This window comes from Methylobacterium sp. AC832, assembly GCF_979256025.1.
The window spans coordinates 84,741-104,796 of record NZ_CEEDMV010000002.1; the positions used below are offsets into that span (position 1 = coordinate 84,741).

The 20,056-nt window shown below is 68.8% G+C and carries 19 protein-coding genes; 10 read left to right on the forward strand and 9 right to left on the reverse strand.

Annotated features, from left to right (window positions below; genetic code table 11):
* Window positions 1–62 precede the first annotated feature (62 nt).
* Window positions 63–1,328, reverse strand: coding sequence for a GNAT family N-acetyltransferase (locus AC0IXR_RS07660; RefSeq protein WP_471760320.1), 1,266 nt, complete (start codon window positions 1,326–1,328; stop codon window positions 63–65).
* Between the two features lie 155 nt (window positions 1,329–1,483).
* On the opposite strand from AC0IXR_RS07660, the gene AC0IXR_RS07665 reads away from it, so the two are divergent.
* Window positions 1,484–2,548, forward strand: coding sequence for a polysaccharide deacetylase family protein (locus AC0IXR_RS07665; protein WP_471760321.1), 1,065 nt, complete (start codon window positions 1,484–1,486; stop codon window positions 2,546–2,548).
* A 45-nt stretch (window positions 2,549–2,593) separates the two neighbouring features.
* Here the strand turns inward: AC0IXR_RS07665 and AC0IXR_RS07670 are convergent, their stop codons facing one another.
* Window positions 2,594–3,013, reverse strand: a complete 420-nt coding sequence (locus AC0IXR_RS07670; protein ID WP_207413100.1) for a hypothetical protein — start codon at window positions 3,011–3,013, stop codon at window positions 2,594–2,596.
* A 207-nt stretch (window positions 3,014–3,220) separates the two neighbouring features.
* Entirely contained in the window at window positions 3,221–3,439 is a 219-nt protein-coding gene (locus AC0IXR_RS07675; RefSeq protein WP_207413099.1) for a DUF2842 domain-containing protein, read from the reverse strand.
* Between the two features lie 260 nt (window positions 3,440–3,699).
* On the opposite strand from AC0IXR_RS07675, the gene AC0IXR_RS07680 reads away from it, so the two are divergent.
* The 3 genes from AC0IXR_RS07680 (at window position 3,700) to trhA (ending at window position 6,168) form a co-directional block, all read left to right on the forward strand.
* Window positions 3,700–4,827 carry a COX15/CtaA family protein gene (locus AC0IXR_RS07680; protein WP_056424313.1) on the forward strand — a complete coding sequence of 376 codons (1,128 nt, stop codon included), beginning with the start codon at window positions 3,700–3,702 and terminating at the stop codon, window positions 4,825–4,827.
* 335 nt (window positions 4,828–5,162) lie between these two features.
* Entirely contained in the window at window positions 5,163–5,351 is a 189-nt protein-coding gene (locus tag AC0IXR_RS07685; RefSeq protein ID WP_471760322.1) for a hypothetical protein, read from the forward strand.
* A 136-nt stretch (window positions 5,352–5,487) separates the two neighbouring features.
* A complete protein-coding gene (trhA, locus tag AC0IXR_RS07690; protein ID WP_056424305.1) occupies window positions 5,488–6,168 on the forward strand; it encodes a PAQR family membrane homeostasis protein TrhA in 681 nt (226 codons plus the stop codon).
* Window positions 6,169–6,210: 42 nt separating this feature from the next.
* On the opposite strand, the gene AC0IXR_RS07695 is transcribed toward trhA, so the two are convergent.
* A complete protein-coding gene (locus AC0IXR_RS07695) occupies window positions 6,211–7,038 on the reverse strand; it encodes a glycoside hydrolase family 25 protein (RefSeq protein WP_405030603.1) in 828 nt (275 codons plus the stop codon).
* Between the two features lie 245 nt (window positions 7,039–7,283).
* Between AC0IXR_RS07695 and AC0IXR_RS07700 the strand changes: the two genes are divergently transcribed.
* The 3 genes from AC0IXR_RS07700 (at window position 7,284) to AC0IXR_RS07710 (ending at window position 9,124) form a co-directional block, all read left to right on the forward strand.
* Window positions 7,284–7,727: a DUF488 domain-containing protein gene (locus AC0IXR_RS07700; protein WP_461229830.1), complete on the forward strand. Its 444-nt coding sequence runs from the start codon at window positions 7,284–7,286 to the stop codon at window positions 7,725–7,727.
* A 126-nt stretch (window positions 7,728–7,853) separates the two neighbouring features.
* A complete protein-coding gene (locus tag AC0IXR_RS07705; protein WP_207413096.1) occupies window positions 7,854–8,585 on the forward strand; it encodes an autoinducer binding domain-containing protein in 732 nt (243 codons plus the stop codon).
* A gap of 62 nt (window positions 8,586–8,647) precedes the next feature.
* Complete coding sequence (locus tag AC0IXR_RS07710; protein WP_471760323.1) at window positions 8,648–9,124, forward strand: VOC family protein; 477 nt, start codon at window positions 8,648–8,650, stop codon at window positions 9,122–9,124.
* Between the two features lie 15 nt (window positions 9,125–9,139).
* Here the strand turns inward: AC0IXR_RS07710 and AC0IXR_RS07715 are convergent, their stop codons facing one another.
* Window positions 9,140–10,084, reverse strand: coding sequence for a DMT family transporter (locus AC0IXR_RS07715; protein WP_207413094.1), 945 nt, complete (start codon window positions 10,082–10,084; stop codon window positions 9,140–9,142).
* Between the two features lie 109 nt (window positions 10,085–10,193).
* Window positions 10,194–11,147: a DNA-3-methyladenine glycosylase family protein gene (locus tag AC0IXR_RS07720; protein ID WP_471760324.1), complete on the reverse strand. Its 954-nt coding sequence runs from the start codon at window positions 11,145–11,147 to the stop codon at window positions 10,194–10,196.
* Window positions 11,148–11,356: 209 nt separating this feature from the next.
* On the opposite strand from AC0IXR_RS07720, the gene AC0IXR_RS07725 reads away from it, so the two are divergent.
* The 3 genes from AC0IXR_RS07725 to AC0IXR_RS07735 all read left to right on the forward strand — a co-directional run bounded on the left by AC0IXR_RS07725 (window position 11,357) and on the right by AC0IXR_RS07735 (window position 16,720).
* Window positions 11,357–12,412, forward strand: coding sequence for an efflux RND transporter periplasmic adaptor subunit (locus tag AC0IXR_RS07725; RefSeq protein ID WP_471760325.1), 1,056 nt, complete (start codon window positions 11,357–11,359; stop codon window positions 12,410–12,412).
* A gap of 1 nt (window position 12,413) precedes the next feature.
* Window positions 12,414–15,569, forward strand: a complete 3,156-nt coding sequence (locus tag AC0IXR_RS07730; RefSeq protein WP_471760326.1) for an efflux RND transporter permease subunit — start codon at window positions 12,414–12,416, stop codon at window positions 15,567–15,569.
* Window positions 15,570–15,928: 359 nt separating this feature from the next.
* Window positions 15,929–16,720: an SGNH/GDSL hydrolase family protein gene (locus AC0IXR_RS07735; RefSeq protein WP_056424280.1), complete on the forward strand. Its 792-nt coding sequence runs from the start codon at window positions 15,929–15,931 to the stop codon at window positions 16,718–16,720.
* Between the two features lie 32 nt (window positions 16,721–16,752).
* Here AC0IXR_RS07735 and AC0IXR_RS07740 read toward each other — a convergent pair whose 3' ends face one another.
* Genes AC0IXR_RS07740 through metG form a run of 3 tightly spaced genes read right to left on the reverse strand, consistent with a single transcriptional unit; the run spans window position 16,753 to window position 20,040 of the window.
* Window positions 16,753–17,556, reverse strand: coding sequence for an MBL fold metallo-hydrolase (locus AC0IXR_RS07740; RefSeq protein ID WP_056424277.1), 804 nt, complete (start codon window positions 17,554–17,556; stop codon window positions 16,753–16,755).
* A gap of 43 nt (window positions 17,557–17,599) precedes the next feature.
* On the reverse strand, window positions 17,600–18,397 hold the full coding sequence (locus AC0IXR_RS07745) for a TatD family hydrolase (protein WP_207413091.1): 798 nt from the start codon (window positions 18,395–18,397) through the stop codon (window positions 17,600–17,602).
* A 41-nt stretch (window positions 18,398–18,438) separates the two neighbouring features.
* A complete protein-coding gene (gene metG, locus AC0IXR_RS07750; protein ID WP_471760327.1) occupies window positions 18,439–20,040 on the reverse strand; it encodes a methionine--tRNA ligase in 1,602 nt (533 codons plus the stop codon).
* Window positions 20,041–20,056 lie beyond the last annotated feature (16 nt).

Consider the following 20,056-nt stretch of genomic DNA (forward strand, 5'->3'; position numbering starts at 1 on the left):
GGCCGCAGGTTCGGCCCGGATGACCAGCGCCGATGCCGCGTCCGGGTTCCTGGGCGATGCCTCTAAGGATTCGCCTCGCCGGCGGCGCTGCCGTGGCGAGCCGGGCGGTGGAGCGCCTTCCGAACCGCCTTCGCCAGACGCGCCAGGCGCTGGCTGCGCTTGATCCGGCGCTTGAGCCGGGTGGTGGCCATGGCTGGAATGGCGAAGAGATGGCCGCGCAGGGTGACGGCGATGGTCACTTCACCGAGCTGGATCGTCTCGTCGCAGATATTGGCCTTGTAGCGGGCCTCCCCGACTCCGAGATCGAAGCTGCGGCGGCCCCGTTCGGTCTGATCGCGGATGAGGTGGTGCAGCAGGATGTCACCGGGACTCGACCGCCCCACCGTGGGTGTCTGGTCGAAGGAGGTCATCATGCCGCTGTAGCGCGTCTCGCTCACCGCACCGGCGAAGGTCGCGAAGACCTGCCCGGTGTTGCACGACACCAGGGCGGCGACCTCGATCGCCGCGCCCCGCACCTCGTTCGGATCGTCCTGCCGGCAGGCGCCGGTGGCGATGAAGCGGCGTATCCCCTCGTCGGCATAGGGGTCGGCGATGTTCATGGCGGCGAAGCGCGAGGCCTTCTGGGCGAAAAAGGCGGAGAGGTACGTCCTCACCTCATCGGCATTCGAGGCTACGCGGTACTCCACCGGGCCGAAGGCCTCGATCAGCTTCTTCTCCTTCGAGCGCATCTTCTTGCGCGCGTCGGCGCTGAAGACGCGCTTGGCGGTGGTCTCCGCGTCGGGGCCGAGGATCAGGCCATAGGCGTCGCTGACGGCCGGCGCGGCATGGAGGCTCAAGGGATTGGCCGCGCCGTCCCAGAAGCGCGGCTGATGCCCGAGGAGATAGACGTCGATACCGGCCTCGCGCCCGACCCGGCGCAGGAGCTCGACGAGATCCTCGGCGCGCATGGACGCGGCCTCGCGGGAGGCGAACATCGGCATGTGATAGTTCGCGTGCTTGCAGCCGATCACCCGCGCCACGCGGACCCCGCGTTCGCGCGCGACCTGGAGCGGCAGGATCACGCGGGGCCGTCCGCCGGGATCGCGCAGCACGATGACCCGTAGGGAGGCGTCCTGTTCCTCTGGGGTGCAGCCGAGCTTCGCCGAGACGAAGGCCGAGACCCAGTCGAATCGCTGATAGGGAGTCGACAGCGCGGCGGGATCGCTCTCGACGCTCCGCCACAGAGCCTCGACGCTCGCCAGATCGCGAAACACCTCCGGAACAAGCCGCCCGCGGACGCGCTCCTGCATCATGCCGACTCCGGTGAGATCGTGAACAAGGACCCTCATCACCGCCTCCCCATCATCGGCACCTAGCGCTCCGGCTCTTAAGCGCTGGTGACGATGGGAAACGGCAAGCCATCATTGTGCGATGTGGGTAACGAAACCTTGCGGGTTCAGGATCGAAAAGTCATCCCCGCCACGCCTCCGCTCCGGTGACGTCCATGCCCTCGGCCGAGTTTCGTCACCGCCTGTTCGATGCGGGGTTTCGCGCCATCGTGGCTTCCGGGGCCGACCGTTGGCTGAAGCGCGTCGCGCAAGGGCACGGTCTGATCCTCACCTTCCACCATGTCGACCCGGCCCCCGCGGGGGCCTATGCCCCCAACGGCCTGCTCTCGATCACGCCGGATTTCCTCGACGCGGTGCTGGGCACGCTGGTCTCGCGGGGGTTCGACGTGATCGGCCTCGATTCCGTGGCCGAGAGGCTCGTCCGGCCCGCCGGGGACAGGCCCTTCGTCGTCCTGACCTTCGACGACGGCTATCGCGACAACGCCCGGTACGCCGTTCCCCTCCTGAGACGGCATCGCGTTCCCTGGACGCTCTTCGTCACGAGTGACTTCGCCGAGGGGAGGGGGCGCCTGTGGTGGATCGAACTCGAACGGGCGATCGGCCGTCTCGACCGGGTGCGGGTTCCTGCCGACGAGGCGCCGGCCCTCGATCTGCCCGCCGCCACGGCGGAGGAGAAGACGGCGGCCTTCGCCGCGCTCTACCGCCGCCTGCGCGCAGGATCGGAGGAGCGCCTGCTCGCCACCATCGCCGTTCTCTGCGACGAGGCCGGCATCGGGGTCGGGCGTATGGCGGAGGAGCTCTGCCTGTCATGGGAGGAGCTGCGCGGCCTCGCATCCGATCCGCTTCTGACCATCGGGGCCCATACCATCACCCATCCGATGCTGGCGAAGCACGGCGAGGCACGGGTCCGCCGGGAGATCGGGGAGGGCAGGGCACGGATCGAGCGGGAGATCGGCCGGCCGGTCAGGCACCTGTCCTATCCGGTGGGGGATCCGACCTCGGCCGGGATGCGGGAATTCGGCATCGCCCGCGAGACCGGTTTCGACACGGCCGTGACGACCCGCCCCGGCCATCTCTTCCCCGGCCATGCCGACCATCTCCACGCCCTGCCGAGGGTTTCGGTGAACGGGTTGCATCAGTCGAGGGCGGCGCTCTCCGCGCTGCTATCGGGTGTCCCGTTCCTCGCCTGGAATCGCGGGCGGCGGCTCAATGTCGAGTAAGACCGATCGACTGAGCCCGGTCGGGTCAGTCCCGCGCGGTGCCGGTCAATGCCGCCGGCGGCGGCGATAGGACGAGCGGCTCTCGCTTCCCCCGACGGTGAAGCTGGCGCTCTGGCGGCCCTGGCGGGTGTAGCGTCCGCGCCTGCCGCGCTGGCCCTTGCGGGTCTCCTGCGCCGGCTCGTCGGCCATGGGGAGCGATTCGGTGCTGACCGGCGGGACGGCGGCGAGCGCCGTCGCGACGGACGAGGAGGCCGATCCACCGTCGCTGCCCCCGCCCCCGCCGCCGACATTCTTGGCGGCCGGCCCGAACATCGCGAGGCACTGATTGTAGGCGAGGTCGTTCTTGAGGCGCTCGCATTCCGCCATCGAGCGGGGCGCATTCTGTGCCGAGGCTGGCGTGCCGAGAGCCGGAAGAGCGGCGCAGCCGAAGCCTACGAGCAGGAAAGACGCGAGGAATCGGTTCATGGGGCGGAGGATCTTGGCCTGGATCTGACGAAACGTCGAAGCTTGCCCAAGCCTGTGGCTGTCGAGTGCGGCGAAATCCCGGCGTCGGGGGAAATCCTCAGCGGGCTCGCATTGGCAAGTCAACGCCTCACCTCGCTTAAGTTATTGAAGTGTCACATGTTTCAGGACGCAAAACCGGTGACCACTTTTGCTAAACCTGCTTAGGGTTCAGCGCCCGCCATCGACATCCTTTCGCTCCATCCAGCGGATCAGCGGCATCAGGGGGAAGATCCAGGCGATGCCGAGGAAGGCGTAGAGGATGGCCTGCACGGCCGGAGGCGTCTGCGAGATGCGGCTGTCGGCCAGCGCCATGGCGAGGGGCGCATAGAGCGCCACGAAGGCGAGCATGCCGATCGTGCCGAGCAGCGTGCGGGTGCGGCGGCGCATGGGCGCTCTCCTGGCATGGGCCTTCTCCCCGGCAGGGAAGTCCGGCGGTGACGTCCATCGACTGTCGTGCAATCGGTCCGCCGGGGTTAGGCCGACCGCCCCGGCAAGGCAATTGCCGCTCGCGCCGCATCCAAGCCTTCTGCGGCCCAAGCCCTCTGCGGCCCTCGGCGCCGTTGCCCCCGTGGCCGCGCATGCGTAACGCAGGGGCGCAGGCACGGGACACCCGCGCCGATCCCGACACCACGCGAGCCCCTACCGCGATGCCTACACGCGAAACCACCTCGACCGCACCGGTCCGTTCCACGAACCCGGTCCGCGTCTGGCTCTACACCCTGGCGATCCTCGTCGTGGCCATGGTCGCCGTCGGCGGCGCCACCCGCCTGACCGGATCGGGCTTGTCGATCACCGAATGGCGGCCGGTGACGGGCGTGGTCCCTCCGGTCTCCGAACAGGCCTGGGCGGCCGAGTTCGACAAGTACAAGGACACGCCGCAATACCGTATCCTCAACCAGGGCATGGGGTTGTCGGACTTCAAGGTCATCTATGCCTGGGAATGGGGCCACCGCCTGCTCGGGCGCATCCTCGGGCTCGCCTTCTTCCTCCCGCTCCTGGTGTTCTGGTGGCGCGGCCTCGTCGACCGGCGCCTCGGATACGGGCTCCTCGCCCTTGGCGCCCTCGGCGGTCTTCAGGGCGCCATCGGCTGGATCATGGTCGCCTCCGGTCTCCAGCCGGGGATGACGGCGGTGGCGCCCCTGAAGCTCGCCCTGCACCTGACCACGGCGAGCCTTATCCTGGCCGGCCTCGTCTGGCTGGCGGCCGGGTTGCGGTCCGGCCCGTCGGAGCCGGCACCGGGTCGCCTGAGGATCATTGCAGCCCTGCTGCCGGTCCTCGTCCTGGTCCAGATCGGCCTCGGCGGTCTCGTCGCCGGGTCGAAGGCCGGGCTCGTGCACAATACCTGGCCCGACATGGACGGCGTTCTGGTGCCGAATGCCTCCGAACTGTTCGCCGTCAGCCCGTGGATCGAGAACTTCGTCGACAACGTCACCCTGGTTCAGTTCAACCACCGCCTGATGGCTTATCTCCTTCTGGCGGCAGCGCTGTTCCATGCCGTCGATGCAAGCAGGCGGCTTCCCGGGAGTGGCACGGCCCGCCGCGCCATCGGCATCGCGGGCCTGACCGCGGCACAGGCGGGACTGGGCATCGTCACTCTCCTGCTGGCGGTGCCGCTCTGGGCGGGCCTCGCCCATCAGGTCTTCGCCATGGCGGTCCTGATGATGGCGACGGTGCATGCACGGCTGAGCCGCGGCGCAACCCGGCGCACCCTGGCATCTCCCGCCGGCGCGACCACCGCCTTCGGCTTCGAGGGCATGACGGGCCGAGGCGCTTAGGCCCTCGCGGAACGCGTCGTAGCGGAGGCCGGACGGCTCGGCGCGCCGGCCTCTCACTCGCGAACGATGGGGACCTGACCCGACCCTGTTTCCGGACGTTTGCAGAGCGAAGGCTGCTGCATCGCACAGACCGTTTCACCGCGATGCAGGATAGGAAAAGGCGGATTGGCCGGATGCTTGCACCCTGCCAGCCACCATCGGCGAGCGTCCCCCTCGGCCATTTTTGTTGCGTTGCAGCGAAACTAAGCTTGGGGTTGTGCCGTTAGCCGATGTGTCGATGGCGCCGTGAGAGCGGGGCCCGGCAGCGTCACGCCACAACCGAAAGGCCGTCCAGCATGCACGACCAACGCCTCGTGTCGGAAGAGCAGGTACTCGTTGAGCGCGACCAGATGGTACGCGAAGGTGCCGACGTGGAGGGGACGAGCCACGCGCGGACCCGGAAGGTCGTCGTCGGCCTCACGGGACTTCTCGGAGCGGCCTGGGCCGTCGTCCTCGCGAGCCGCTTCACGACCTTCTCCTTCTAGGAATCCTCCCACCGGGAAAATATGCAGGAATCAGGTAGGCGGCGGTTCACGATGCTCGCCGCCTACGCAGTTCGAATAGGGAACGAGTCCGCCCCTTCGGTGCTTAAGCTTAGGTTAGGAAAGTTCGGAGTCAGCGATGTTCCTGGCTGAGGACGGTAGACCCATCGGACTGACCTGGAACTACACCCGCCGGGAGCTGATGGCGGATGCCGCCGTGCATATCGCCGGCATCGCGTTCGGTGTGGCGGGCTCGATCGCCATCGTCATCCTGGCGGCGATGGCTCCGCTGGATTGGACCGAGCGGGCGGCCGTCGCGGTCTATGCCGCCGCCCTGGTGTCGATGCTCGGTGTCTCGGCCACCTACAACATGTGGCCCGTAGGGCGCCGCAAGTGGATCCTGCGCCGAGCCGACCACGCCCTCATCTACCTGATGATCGCGGGCACCTACACGCCTCTCGTCGCCCTGGTCGGGCGCGGATCGACGGCCTGGATGCTGCTCGCCTTCATCTGGGTCCTGGCGGGAATCGGCATCGCCCTGAAGCTTCTCATGCCCGGCCGTTTCGACCGGGCCGCCATCGGCCTCTATCTCCTCCTCGGATGGAGCGGCGTCGCCACCTACGAATCGGTGATCGGCGCGCTAAACCCCGAGGCGCTCTGGCTTCTGGCGATCGGCGGCGTGCTCTACTCGGCCGGCGTCATCTTCCACGTCTGGCGCAGCCTGCCGTACCAGAACGCGATCTGGCACGCCTTCGTCCTCGCCGCCACGGCCTGCCATTACGGCACCGTCCTCACCAGCGTGATGAGCGCCGCTCCCTAGGCGGCGCTCAGTGGCACGTCCCCCGACTTCCCGGTTCTTCGCCTACTTCCCGTTGCAGAGACCCTGCCCGGAGAGTCGGTTGTGTTCGCGCGGATCGCAATCCGTAGCCAGGAAGGAGGCCCATTCCGCGGTGGTGCCGTAGAACGCGTTCCGGTCCACGTCACCGCGCACGCCGGGAACCCGGCCCGTGGAGGTGAACTGCCACAGCATCCACTTCCGCTTGGCGAAGCGCTGCTCGGGCTCGGCCGCCGTGGAGCGAACCCAGTGCGGATAGTCGAGCAACTCGTCCTCGAGCACGTCCTTATGGAAGGTGATGTCGGTATAGATGATCGGCCGCTTGCCGGTGTAGCGCTCCATCTCGTCGAGCATGTAGCGCATCATCGCCAGCGCCTGGGCCTTCGGCAGCTTCTTCGGGCAGAGCTGCGAATGGCCGTTCCATTCCACGTCGAGGACGGGGGGCAGGGCGGTGGGATCGTTGGGGACGTTCTTCTTGAACCACTCCACCTGATCCTGGGCCGAGCGGCACCAGAACACGAAATGGTAGGCTCCGCGCGGCACGCCGGCCTTGGCGGCTCCCTCCCAATTGGCGCGGAAGCGTTCGTCCACGTGGTCGCCGCCCTCCGTCGCCTTGATGAAGGCGAACTGCGTGCCGGCTCCGCGCACCGAGGCCCAGTCGATCGGCCCCTGCCATTTCGAGATGTCGATGCCCTGGATCGGGTGCTGCTTGGCACGCGCGACCCCCGGATGGGGCTTCACGTCACCCTTTGTGGGATAGAAGTCGCTCTGGTTGCCGGCGCAGGCCGCGAGCGTCGCGAGCAGGGCGGCGGTCAGCGAGCGTTTGGCCCAGCGCATCGCGGCGTTGCGTGGCATCACGGCCAAGTCTGTCGGGGCGATCCCGTTCTCAAGCGACATTGATGCCCGGTCCACCGTTCTCACGCGCTACACTCATGGGTAAGGGATGGCCCCGTGCGGTTAACAGAGCTTTGACGGCAATGCGGCGGAATTCCGGAACTCGTTGCGGACGAGCCACATAGGGTGGATTCAGGCGCTTTCGCCGCAGGAAGGTCGCGGATGCTAAGTCCCGAGCCGATCAGGCATTTCGAGGGGAGGGGACTCTGGACAAGGTTTTGTTCACCATCGGTTACGAAGGGTTGGATTCCGAGCGTTTCGTGGCGACTTTGAAGGATGCCGGCATCGCGACGCTGGCCGACGTTCGCGCGGTGGCCAATTCGCGCAAGCGGGGCTTCTCGAAGAACGCGCTGAAGACGAGCCTGGAAGAGGCGGGCCTCACCTATGCGCATGCGCGGGAACTCGGCACGCCGAAGGCCGGGAGAGAGGCTGCGAGGGCCCATGATGCCGCGCTGATGCGCCGGATCTACTGCGAAGAGGTGCTCGACACCGCCGATGGCGGGCTCGCCCTCGCCGCCCTGTGCGAGGTCGCCTCGCGGGCGCCGACCTGCCTCCTCTGCTTCGAGCGCGACCCGGAGCGATGCCACCGCCGCGTCCTGGCCGAACGACTGGAAGCGAACGGTTTCAGGACGGTCGACCTGTTCGGATAACACCGTCCCATGACTTGCCCGCGTGAGGCCGGTTCCGGCCGAGCGGAGTCGTTGACAATCTAGAGTTCTGTTGCCCACATGTTTCTCGACCATGAATGGTGGTCGGATTCTCCGGCGAGAATGCGGGTGACGCGCAAATCCCTCGATCAGACCCTCGGCTTCCTCCGTTCCCTCGACCGGACGGCGAGCGGCGAGGACGTCGCCCGGGTTCTGGCGGCGGAACTGGCGGATCTCGGCGTCGCGCATATCATGGCGGCCACGGTGCCGGTACGGGGCACGTCCGTCCGCCAGCAGCGCGGCCACGTCCTGCTCAACACCTTCCCGATGGAATGGGGCCGGCGCTACCTGACGCGCGGCTATGCCTTCCACGACCCCACGGTGCAGCGCCTCGGCTACTCGACCGCGCCTTTCGCCTGGAGCGACGCCACCGATGAGCATGCCGACGATCCCCTGGCGCGCAGGGTGATGGACGAGGCTGCGGATTTCCATCTGCGCGACGGCCTGACGATCCCGCTGATGACCCTCGACGGCGAGACCGCCGGGTTCAGCGTCTCGGGCGAGCGCCTCGCCATCGATCCGGCGGATCGCGGCATGCTCCAACTGATCGCCACCTACGCGTTCGGCCACCTGCTGCTGCTGAACGGGCAGAGCCCGGCGGCCTCCGCGCGCCTCGCCCCGCGCGAGCGCGAGGCCCTGCAATGGGCGGCCGAAGGCAAGACCGATTGGGAGATCGGCGAGGTCATGGGGATCTCCGCCCATGGCGTCGATTTCCACCTGCGCTCCGCCCGCGCCAAGCTCGGCACCGCCAACCGCACCCAGGCCGTCGCCATCGCCCTGCGGCGGGGACTCATCATCTGATGGGATCGGGACCGGATCGTTGATATCCTCATCCGTGCCCGGTCTCGCGAGAGGAGTCGACGATGCCCAAGGTCAGCACCTGCCTGTGGTTCGGGAGGGATATCGAGGCGGCGGTCGGCCTCTACGTCTCCCTCGTCCCCGATTCGCGGATCGACCATGTCCAGCGCTCGCCTGGACCCTGGCCGGGCGGGGAGGCGGGCGATGCGCTGCTGGTGGCCTTCACCCTCGGCGGACAGAGCTTTCAGGCCCTGAACGGAGGCGCCACGGCCGATTACGGCACCGCCGCTTCGATCTCGGTGGCCTGCGCCGACCAGGACGAGGTCGATCGGTTATGGACGGCGCTCATAGCGGATGGCGGGGCCGAGATCATGTGCGGCTGGCTCCGGGATAGGTGGGGAGTGCCCTGGCAGATCGTACCCACGATCCTCCCCCGGTTGCTGGCCGACCCCGATCCGGCCGTGGCGAGCCGCGTCTTCTCCGCCATGCAGCACATGATCAAGCTCGACATCGCCGCCCTCGAGCGCGCGGCCGCCGGCTGAACCGGACGTCTCGCCTCACCCACCGCCTGGGCGTTCGCGGCGGCCGAAGCGCTCGGCGATGACGATGCCGCCGAGCACGAGGGCCAAGGCCGCGGCCTGGTACCATTGGAACGCTTCGCCGACGACGAGGATGGCGAGGCCCGAGCCGAAGATCGGCACGAGGTTCACGAACACCCCCGCGCGGTTCGGGCCGATCAGTTCGACGCCCCGCATGAACGAGAGCTGGGCGATCAGGGACGGGCCGAGGGCCACGAAAGCGACGATGGCCCACCCCTTCGGTGTCGGCCAGATCAGGGTTCCGGCAGCCTGTTCGAGGACGAGGGCGGGCAGGGAGGTCACGAGGGCCGCTAGCGCCATCGCCGAGAAGAAGGTCAGGCCGGACATCTTGGGGCGGTCGGCGAGGGCGACGGTGTAGCCGGCATAGAGCAGGCAGGCGCCGAGCATCAGCATGTCGCCGATGTTGAAGGAAAGCGTCGACAGGATGTGCCAGTCGCCGTGGGTCGCCGCGACGCCCGCGCCGCCGAGGGTGATGACGACGCCGAGGATCTGCGCCCCGGTGACGGCGACGCGGTGCACGACATAGTTCAGCAGGATGACGAGGACCGGGATCGCCCCCTGGAACAGCGCGACGTTGACCCCGGTGGTGTAGATGCCGGCGGCGTAGAACAGGCTCGCATAGGCGGTGTAGCCGCAGGCCCCCATCAGCAGGACGTAGCGCCAGTGGCGCGCGATCAGGTGGCGCTCGGCCACGATCCCGCGCCAGGCCGGCAAGGCCAGCGCGAGGCAGGCGAAGGCCCAGCGCAGGCAGGTGAGCACCTGAGGCGAGACTTCCCCGACGGCCCATTTGCCCGCGACCACGTTGCCGCCCCACAGCAGGGTCGTGAACAGGAGGAGCGGGTAAGCGGCCCCGGCGCCACGGGTCTCGACGGCCGGGCCGGGGGAGGCGGACGGAGAGGTCATGATCCCTTCGGGGGCTTTGCTCGGAGATGTTTCTTCGCTGGCGGTACCGCCATCCCCTTCTGTCCCGCCCATGACGGGCTGAGCAAGGCCGCCGGAAGCAGGGCTGACATTACGGATCCTGCCCGGAGACGAGCCGGGGAGGGCGGCGCTTGGCGGCGGGTTTGGGGACAGGCAGGGCGGCGGCGATCCGCGCGGCGTCGCTCGTCCAGAGATGCACTGCGGCGTAGGCCCGCCAGGGCCGCCAAGCTTCGGCGCGGACAAGCAATTGCGCCGGTGTCGGACGCCCCGCCCCGGTATCGAGGGACCGGAGCAGGGCGAGGTCGCTCGCCGGCAGCGCATCCGGTTCGCGCAAGGCCCTGAGGGCGATGTACTGCGCCGTCCACTCGCCGATCCCGCTCAACGCCCTCAGGGCGGCCACCGCCGGATCGAGCCCGCGTCCCCGTGCGAACAGAGCGGGATTTGCATGGGCCTCCGCCGCAAGGGCGCTGATCGCTCTGCCGCGTGCCCCCGGCATGCCGAGGGTCGCGGCCACGTCTGCATCGAGCAGGCGATCCGGCGTCGGGAACAGGTGGGTCAGCCCCGTTCCGGCGTATTCCGGCGCCATCGCTTCACCGAAGGCGGCAACTAGTCGGCCGGCGAGCCGGGTCGCCGCATTGACCGAGACCTGCTGTCCGAGAATGGCGCGTACCGCGATCTCGAACCCGTCCCAGGCGCCCGGAACCCGCAGGCCCGGCCGTTCGGCCACGAGGGGGGCGAGGTCGGGGTGGCGCGAGAGCGCGGCCGCGATCAGGGCCGGGTCGGCATCGAGATCGAACATCGGCCTCAGCCGTGCCAGAACGTCCGGCAGAATCGCCGGATCGGGATGATCCACCGTCGCGACGAGGGCATCGTCCCCGCCCCGCATGACGGAGATCGTGCCGGGGAGCCCGCCGATGAAGACGGTCCGGGCATAGGCGTCCGACGTCACCACCTCGACACCCGGAATGGCCCGGCCACCGAGATAGGCCCGGATCGCGGGCCAGTCGTAGGGCGGCCTGTAGGGCAGCGGGATGATGTGGGTCACGACGCTCTCCGGCCGCCTCCACCATCTCACGGCCGCGGGAATCGCGAAACCGCGCGCAGGCCGGCGCAACGGTGCGAGGCAGGAGGTGAGGCAGGACGGGAAAATCCGGCATCGCCCGTATCGGGTTGCGGGGCGACGCTGTATCCGTTCACGAGGGACAACGCGGCGTATCGATCGCGAGGCCGGGGAGGGCGGTTCTGGTGTCGTGGGTGCGTGGTCTCCTCTTCGCGGGAATCGTGGCCGGAATCGCCGCCTTCGCGGTGAGCGAAGCCGGCACGGCCCTCATCGCCGAACTGCGGGAGCGGGTCGCCCCCGGTCCCCCTACCCCGCGTCATCTTCCGGCTCAGCGCACCGCCATCGAGGACGGGCGCACCGTGGTCCGGCTCAAGCCGGAGGAGCGCGAGCGCCTCGGCATCGCCACGCAGGTCCGCCCTTACGCGCCGCACCGCGAGGAACTCCAGGCCTATGGCAGCGTCCTCGACGTCGCCAGGGTCACCGACCTTACGAATTCCTACGCCAGCGCCAGGGCGCAGCTCCAGACCGCCCAGGCCCGGGTCGAGGTCTCGCGCAACGCCTTCCAGCGCGCCAAGAATCTCGGCCCCTACGCCACGACAGTCCAGGTCGAGACCACCGAGGGCACGTTCCAGACCGATCAGGCCGCTCTGGCGGCGGCGGAATCGCAGGTCCGCACCCTCACCGCCACGGCGCAGCAGGAATGGGGGCCGGTGATCGGACGGGCCATCGTCGAGCGCTCGCCGGCCATCACCCGGCTGATCGAGCGCGTCGACTTCCTGGTCCAGGTGACCCTGCCGCCGGGCGAGATCATCAAGGGCCAACCCGCCGCCGCCTTCGCCGAGGTGCCGCCGCAGAGCGCGCGGATCGCGCTGCGCTACGTCTCGCCGGCCACCCGCACCGACCAGCGCATCCAGGGCCTCAGCTACTTCTACACCGTGCCGGGCGATAGCGGCTTCCTGCCCGGCATGAGCATGCTCGCCTTCCTCGCCTCCGACCGGAGCGTCACCGGCATCAGCGTGCCCGAGGATGCGGTGGTGCATTGGCAGGGCGGAACCTGGATCTACCGCGCGGTGGCGCCCGACGCCTTCGCCCGCCACGCCCTCAAGGCCGACCCGCCCATGTCGGCCGATGCCTATGTGGTGGAGGACCTGCCCGGTGAGACCGAGATCGTGCTGACGGGCGCGCAGGCGCTCTTGTCCGAGGAGATGAAGAGCCTGCTCTCCGTCTCCGGCGGCGTGGACGACGATTGACGTGAGCGACGTTCCGAACGCTTCCCCGAGCGGCCCCCAGGCGGCTCTCGTCGCCTTCGCGGTGCGCTTTCGCGGCATCGTCCTGGCGCTCAGCCTCGCGCTCGCCGGCTACGGCATCTACGTGCTGGGGGACGCGAAATACGACGTGTTCCCGGAATTCGCCCCGCCCTCCGTGGTCGTCCAGACCGAGGCGCCCGGCCTCAATCCCGAACAGGTGGAGGTGCTGGTCACCCAACCGATCGAGGTGGCGGTGAACGGCTTGCCGGGGATCGAATCCCTGCGGTCGAGCTCGATCCAGGGCCTGTCGGTCATCACCGTCACCTTCGGCACCGGCAGCGACGTCTATCGCGTCCGCCAGCTCGTCACCGAACGGCTGACGGCGCTCGCCGGCCGTCTGCCGCAGGGCGTGCTGCCCCCGGCGATGACCGCTCTCACCTCGGCCACCAGCACCGTGCTCCTCGTCGGCCTGACCTCGGAGCGACGCTCCGACCTCGACCTGCGCACCATCGCCGACTGGACCGTGCGCCTCCGGCTCCTGGCCGTGCCGGGCGTCAGTCAGGTCTCGGTCTATGGCGGCGCCGTGCGCTCGCTCCAGGTCCAGATCCGGCCGGCGGACCTCATCCGCTACAATATCGGCATGAACGACGTGCTCGCCGCCGCCCGCAAGGCCACCGGCGTGCGCGGGGCGGGCTTCGTCGACACGATCAACCAGCGCGTCACCCTCCAGACCGAGGGGCAGTCGCTCACCCCGGAGGAACTGGCCCGCACGGTCCTCATCAACGAGGGCGGCGCCAGCGTGACCCTCGGCGACGTCGCAACCGTGGTCGCCGCCGGCGAGCCGCCGATCAGCGCCGCCCTGGTGGACGGCAAGCGCGGCGTGCTCCTCATGGTCGGTGCGCAATACGGCGCCAATACCCGCGAGGTCACCGCCCGCGTGGAGGCCGCTCTCGAAGACCTGCGCCCGGCCCTCGACCGGGAAGGCGTGGCGTTGCGGCCGGATCTGTTCCGGCCGGCGAACTTCATCACCATCGCCAATGCCAACGTGCTCCAGGCGCTCGGGCTCGGCGGCATCCTCGTCGTCGTCGTGCTGTTCGCCTTCCTGTACGATTGGCGCACCTGCGTGATCTCGTCGGTGGCGATCCCGCTCTCGCTCATCGCCGCCGTGGTGGCGCTCCAGGCCATGGGCGAGAGCCTCAACACCATGACCCTGGGCGGCCTCGCCATCGCCATCGGCGAGGTGGTGGACGACGCGGTGATCGGCGTCGAGAACGTGGTGCGACGCCTGCGCGAGAACCGGCGCCTCGCTTCGCCCGTCCCGGAGGGGAGGGTGGTCATCGACGCCATCCTGGAAGTCCGCACCGCGGTCGCCTACGCCACCTTCGCGGTACTGCTGGTGTTCCTGCCGGTGCTGGTCCTGTCCGGCATCGCCGGCAAGCTGTTCGCCCCCCTCGCCCTCGCCTACATCCTCGCGGTGGTGGCTTCGCTCGCTGTGGCGCTCACCGTCACCCCCGCCCTGTCGATGATGCTCCTCACCGGGCGGCGCGAGACGGACATGCGCGACCCGCCGGTGATGCGCTGGTCGCGCGGCGGCTACACCCGCCTCCTCCAGGGGATCAACCGCGCACCGCGCATCGTCATCGCCTTCGGCATCCTCGTGACCCTGGCGGGCGCCGCCGCGACGCCGTTCTTCGGCAGCACCTTCCTGCCCGACCTGAAGGAGGGCCACCTGATCCTGCACATGGCGGCGGCGCCCGGCACATCGCTGGGGGAATCCATGCGCCTCGGCGGCCGCATCACCACCGAACTTCGGAAGATCCCCGGCATCCGCGCCGTGGCTTCTCAGATCGGCCGCGCCGAGGCGGGGCAGGACACCGCCGGCACCCATTACAGCGAGATCCATATCGACCTCGAACCGGGGCTCGACGGCGCGGGGCAGGGCAGGGCCGAGGCCGATATCCGCACCCTGATGGCGGGGTTTCCCGGCGCCGCCTTCTCGCTCAAGACCTTCCTCACCGAGCGCATCGAGGAGACGGTTTCAGGCTACACCGCGCCGGTCGTCATCAACGTCTTCGGCAACGACCTCGCCCGGATCGAGGCCGCCGCCCGCGACATCGCCCGCGAACTCGCAGAGGTGCGCGGCGCCACCGACATCCAGCAGGCTTCCCCGGCCGGGCTGCCGCAGATCAACGTCGGGCTCCGGCCCAACGACCTGCGCCATTGGGGGCTCTCGGCCGTCGAGGTGATGGAGGTGGTGCGCACCGCCTATCAGGGCGACGTGGTCGGCCAGACCTATGAGGGCAACGCGGTCTTCAACGTCCTCGTCATCCTCGATTCCGGGGCGAGGGGACGTCTCACCGCTTTGGGCGACCTCCCCTTGCGCTCCTCGAACGGCCGCTTCATCCGCCTCGCCCAGGTGGCGGACATTTACGAGACCTCGGGACGCTACCAGGTCCAGCATCAGGGCGCCCAGCGCGTCCAGGCCATCACCGCCAACGTCACGGGGCGCGACGTCGCCTCCTTCGTCGAGGCCGCCCGGCGCAAGATCGCCAAGGAAGTGGCCCTGCCGAGCGGCGTCTATGTGAGTTTCTCAGGCTCGGCCGAGGCCCAGGCGCGGGCCAAGCGCGATCTGCTGCTGTTCTCCGGGCTCGCGGGCCTCGGCATCGTGCTGCTGCTGGCCATGGTCACGGGCAGCGCGCGCAACCTCATGCTGGTCCTGGTCAACCTGCCCTTCGCCTTCGTTGGCGGGGTACTGGCGGTCTTCGCCACCGGGGCCGTGCTGTCGCTCGGCTCCATCGTCGGCTTCGTGACGCTGTTCGGCATCTCGCTGCGCAACACCATCATGATGATCTCGCATTACGAGCATCTCGTCGCCATCGACGGCCGGGCGTGGGACCGCGACACGGCGGTGGAAGGGGCCGCCGACCGGCTGGTGCCGATCCTGATGACCTCCCTCGTCACCGGCCTCGGCCTGCTGCCCCTGGCGCTGGGAGCCGGCGAGCCCGGCCGCGAGATCGAGGGGCCGATGGCCATCGTCATCCTCGGCGGCCTCGTGACCTCGACGGTCCTGAACCTCCTGATCCTGCCGACCCTGGCCCTGCGCTACGGCCTGTTCACCACCGGCGAGGGCAGGGCGCCGGACACGGCGCGGGCATCCTAGGGAGATCCAGTGCGAGCCGTCGGTCGGTACCGTCCGGCACGGCGAACCTGGATGGCGAATCAGGCCCTTTCAGAACCCATATCTGCCATTCGCATAAGATATATTATGGAACATGAAGCCCTGGAGAACGGGGTGAGGGGGGGCTTACAGGACCAACTTGACACGAAGCTGGGATTCACCATTCCATGAAGTGTCGCCGAGAGATGGCGGCTTTACGCCTTGCTCACCAGCTTCCTTAAGCGATCCGCCAGTTTCAGGGGCAATCGTCACAATCCTATCTCAAAACGCGTGTCTAACCCGTGGCGGAGTGGGACCGGTCTTCGCGACCGCCCGCCCCGATCGTTCTCGAAGCGGATCCGATGCTGACCCTTCTCAAACCCTGCGCCGCCCCGTTCCTCGGCCTGGCCCTCGTGGCTTTGGGCCTCGGCGCTCCGGCATGGGCGGAGCCCGTGGTATCGAAGCCGGCCATTCCCGCCCGGGCGCTGGCCAAGCTCTCCCACGTGGCCGCCCTGGTGAAGGCGGGATCCGACATCCGCATCGTCGCCTTCGGCTCCTCGTCCACGGAAGGGTCGGGGGCCTCCTCCCCCGCCACCGCCTACCCCGCCCAATTGCAAGAAGACCTGCAGGGACGTCTCGACGTCGCTGGCGCCAAGCACCCCATCGTCACGGTCCTCAACCGCGGCAAGGGTGGTGACGACGCCGAGGCCATGGCCCGCCGCCTCGACCGGGACGTTCTGGCCGAGCGGCCCGACCTCGTGATCTGGCAGACCGGCAGCAACGACCCGATGACCGGCGTCACGGTGGAGCGCTTCACCGAACTGACGCGCCAGGGCATCACGGCGATGCGCGCCGCCGGCTCCGACGTCATCCTCATGGACCAGCAATGGTGCCGCCGCCTGACGACGACCAACGGTGCCGAGCGCTACGGCGACGCGTTGCACAGCCTCGCGGCCGAGCTCGACGTGCCGGTGATCCGCCGTCACGCCCTGATGCGGACCTGGGCCGCCAGCGGCCTCCTGAGCCCGGCGCAGATGATCGGCCCCGACGGGCTGCACATGACCGATGCGGGCTATGACCGCCTTGCCAAGGCGGCCACGGCGCAGATCCTGGTCAATGCCGGCCTGATCCCGGCCGACCCCATGCGCAACTGACGCGCGCCCTCCCCGGCACCCTGCCTGCGCGTCTAGAGGTCCACGCTCACCGACAATCCGTCATAGGCCGGAACCACGCCCGGCGGCAGCTTGGCCGCGAGCGTGGCGTAGTCGAGATCGGTGTGGAGATTGGTGAGAATCGCGCGGCGCGGGCGCACCTCCTCGATCAGCGCGAGCGCATCCGAGACAGAGTAATGGGTCGGGTGAGGGGTGTCGCGCAGGGCATCGATGATGAGGAGATCGAGGCCGCGGAGTTGCGCCTTGGCCGCTTCCGGCATCAGGCTGACATCTGGCGCGTAAGCCGCCGGGCCGAAGCGAAAGCCATGGGCGCTCTCGGTGCCGTGCTCCATACCGAAGGCCACGGCCTCGATCGCACCGCCCTCACCCGGAATCGTCACCGGCTCGCCCGCCACGAGATCGTTCATGTCGAGGATCGGCGGATAGGCGCTGCCGGGCGGCGTCTCGAAGCAATAACCGAAGCGCATCGTCAGCAGGGCGCGAGTCTCGGCATCGGCATAGACCGGGATGCGCCGGTGCATGTGGATCACCAGCGGCCGGACGTCGTCGATCCCGTGGGTATGGTCCGCATGGGCATGGGTGAACAGCACCGCGTCGAGGCTCTGGACCCGCGCCGCCAGAAGCTGCTCCCGCAAATCCGGCGAGGTATCGACCAGAAGGGTCGTGGACCCCGCCTGCCCTCGCCGCTCCACCAGGATCGAGCAGCGCCGCCGCCGGTTCCTCGAATCGGACGGATCGCAAGCGCCCCAGCCGTAACCCACACGGGGAACGCCGCCGGACGAGCCGCAGCCGAGGATCGTCAACGTCAGAGAACCCATCCGCACCTCCCGGTCCGTTGGTAGCGGAGCGCGCGGGCCTCTGTCATGCCGCCCGGCCGCCGGATGGGGTCGCCTTGTCGAACAGGCGGTGGAAATTGGCCGTCGTCAGGCTCGCGAAGGCCTCGAACTCCATGTCGAGGGTCTTGGCCAGGGAGCGGGCGGTGTCGGCGGTATAGGCCGGCTCGTTGCTGCGCCCACGATGCGGCTCGGGCGCCAGGAACGGCGCGTCCGTCTCCACCAGGATGCGGTCGCGGGGCACGGCGAGGGCGATGTCGCGGAGCTCGTGCGAGCGCCGGAACGTGACGATGCCCGAGAAGGAGACGAACAAGCCGAGTTCGACCCCGACCTCGGCCAGGCGCCGGCCCGAGGAGAAGCAGTGCAGCACCGCCTTGAAGGCCCCGCGCTTCATCTCGTCGACGAGCACCGATTCCATGTGCTCGTCGGCATCGCGGGCATGGATGACGAGGGGGAGGCCGGTCTCGCGGGAGGCCGCGATATGCCGGCGGAACACCCGCTCCTGCACCGCTTCCGGGGCGGCGTCCTCGTAATGGTAGTCGAGCCCCGCCTCGCCGATCCCGACGCAGCGCGGATGATGGGTGAGGGCGACGATCTCTTCCGTGGGCACGTCGGGCTCGTCCCCTGCCCCGTTCGGATGGGTCCCTACGGTGTGCCAGATCTGCGGATGAGCCTCGGACAGGGCCTCGTAGACCCGCGCCTTGGCGATTCGCGTCGAGATGGTGAGCATCCCCGTCACGCCCGCCGCCTCGGCGCGGGCGATCACGCCGGGAAGATCCTCGACGAAGTTCGGGAAGTCGAGATGGCAGTGGCTGTCGACCAGCATGGACAAAACTCGGGATTCTCGGTGACGCTGCGGACCCCGCCTCAGACGGCGGGAGCCTCCGGCTCGACGAAGCGCGGGAACAGCCCGCTCGGCGCGGGGAGCGCCGTGCCCGGCACCAGCCGACCCCCCTCCCCGATATCCGCGAGCTGCCGCCTGTCGGCGGGCACGGCCAGGAGGTCGAGGAGCTTGGCGCCCGAATCCGGCATGAAGGGCTGCACTAGGATGCCGATGGCCCGCAAGGTCTCGGCCACCACGTAGAGCGAGGCGGCCATGCGGGAAGGGTCGGTCTTGCGCAGGACCCAGGGCTTCTGCGCGTCGAAATAGCGGTCCGAGGCCGTCACCACGGCCCAGATGTCGGCGAGCGCCGTGTGGAGGGCGAGCTTGTCCATCGCCACCCGCACGGAGCCCGGCAGGGCGTCCGCCAGCGCCAGGAGGGCCCGGTCGTCCTCCGTGAAGTCGCCGTGCTCGGGGACGAGGCCACCGCAATTCTTCGCGATCATGGAGAGAGAGCGCTGGGCGAGGTTGCCGAGACCGTTCGAGAGGTCCGCCGTGTAGCGGGTGATGATGGCCTCGTGGCTGTAATTGCCATCGCCGCCGAAGGGGACTTCGCGCAGGACGAACTGGCGCAACGCATCGACCCCGTAGGTCGCGATGAGGTCCATCGGATCGACCACGTTGCCGAGCGACTTCGACATCTTCTCGCCCTTGGAGAGGAGGAAGCCGTGGCCGAAGACGCGCTTGGGGAGCGGCAGGCCCGCCGACATCAGGAAGGCCGGCCAGTAGACCGCGTGGAAGCGCACGATGTCCTTGCCGATGACGTGCAGGTCCATCGGCCAGAAGCTTTTTCGTGGATCCGCATCGTCGGGGAAGCCGGTGACCGTGAGGTAGTTCGTCAGCGCATCGACCCAGACATACATGACGTGGTCCGGGTGCCCTGGCACCGGCACGCCCCAGTCGAAAGTGGTGCGGCTGACGGAGAGGTCCTTGAGGCCGGAGCGGACGAAGCTCGCCACTTCGTTGCGCCGTGTCTCGGGGCCGATGAAGTCGGGCTGGGCCTCGTACAGAGCCAGCAGCCGATCCTGGTAGGCGGAGAGACGGAAGAGGAAGTTCTCCTCCTCCATCCAGGTCACGGCCGTGCCGGTCTCCCGCGCGCGGCGTGTCCCGTCGGGGGCGGTCTCGGTCTCGTCCTCGTTGTAATAGGCCTCGTCGCGCACCGAGTACCAGCCGGCGTATTTCGACAGGTAGATGTCGCCATTGGCCTCCATGCGCCGCCAGAGTTCCTGGGCGGCGGCATAATGGTCCGGCTCCGTGGTGCGGATGAAGCGGTCGTGGCTGCAGTTCAGCGCCTCGGCCATGGCCTTGAAGCGCGCGGCCATGTCGTCGACCAGGGCCTTCGGACTGATCCCGGCCTTGGAGGCGGTCTGCTGGATCTTGAGTCCGTGCTCGTCGGTGCCGGTGGAGAACAGCACGTCGTAGCCGTCGAGGCGCTTGAAGCGCGCGATCGCGTCCGTGGCGATCACCTCGTAGGCGTGGCCGATATGCGGCGCGCCGTTGGGATAGGAGATAGCCGTGCTGATGCCGAAGGTTTTCGCACCGGAGAAGGTCTCGGCATCGGAAAGGGTGGGGCCTGGATCGTTGGCCATCGCGTAGCGGTATCCC

Coding starts and splice junctions, on each gene's coding strand:
- AC0IXR_RS07660 (WP_471760320.1), bottom strand. CDS start 1,328: ATGAGGGTCCTTGTTCACGATCTCACCGGAGTCGGCATGATGCAGGAG.
- AC0IXR_RS07665 (WP_471760321.1), top strand. CDS start 1,484: ATGCCCTCGGCCGAGTTTCGTCACCGCCTGTTCGATGCGGGGTTTCGC.
- AC0IXR_RS07670 (WP_207413100.1), bottom strand. CDS start 3,013: ATGAACCGATTCCTCGCGTCTTTCCTGCTCGTAGGCTTCGGCTGCGCC.
- AC0IXR_RS07675 (WP_207413099.1), bottom strand. CDS start 3,439: ATGCGCCGCCGCACCCGCACGCTGCTCGGCACGATCGGCATGCTCGCC.
- AC0IXR_RS07680 (WP_056424313.1), top strand. CDS start 3,700: ATGCCTACACGCGAAACCACCTCGACCGCACCGGTCCGTTCCACGAAC.
- AC0IXR_RS07685 (WP_471760322.1), top strand. CDS start 5,163: ATGCACGACCAACGCCTCGTGTCGGAAGAGCAGGTACTCGTTGAGCGC.
- trhA (WP_056424305.1), top strand. CDS start 5,488: ATGTTCCTGGCTGAGGACGGTAGACCCATCGGACTGACCTGGAACTAC.
- AC0IXR_RS07695 (WP_405030603.1), bottom strand. CDS start 7,038: ATGCCACGCAACGCCGCGATGCGCTGGGCCAAACGCTCGCTGACCGCC.
- AC0IXR_RS07710 (WP_471760323.1), top strand. CDS start 8,648: ATGCCCAAGGTCAGCACCTGCCTGTGGTTCGGGAGGGATATCGAGGCG.
- AC0IXR_RS07715 (WP_207413094.1), bottom strand. CDS start 10,084: ATGACCTCTCCGTCCGCCTCCCCCGGCCCGGCCGTCGAGACCCGTGGC.
- AC0IXR_RS07735 (WP_056424280.1), top strand. CDS start 15,929: ATGCTGACCCTTCTCAAACCCTGCGCCGCCCCGTTCCTCGGCCTGGCC.
- AC0IXR_RS07740 (WP_056424277.1), bottom strand. CDS start 17,556: ATGGGTTCTCTGACGTTGACGATCCTCGGCTGCGGCTCGTCCGGCGGC.
- AC0IXR_RS07745 (WP_207413091.1), bottom strand. CDS start 18,397: ATGCTGGTCGACAGCCACTGCCATCTCGACTTCCCGAACTTCGTCGAG.
- metG (WP_471760327.1), bottom strand. CDS start 20,040: ATGGCCAACGATCCAGGCCCCACCCTTTCCGATGCCGAGACCTTCTCC.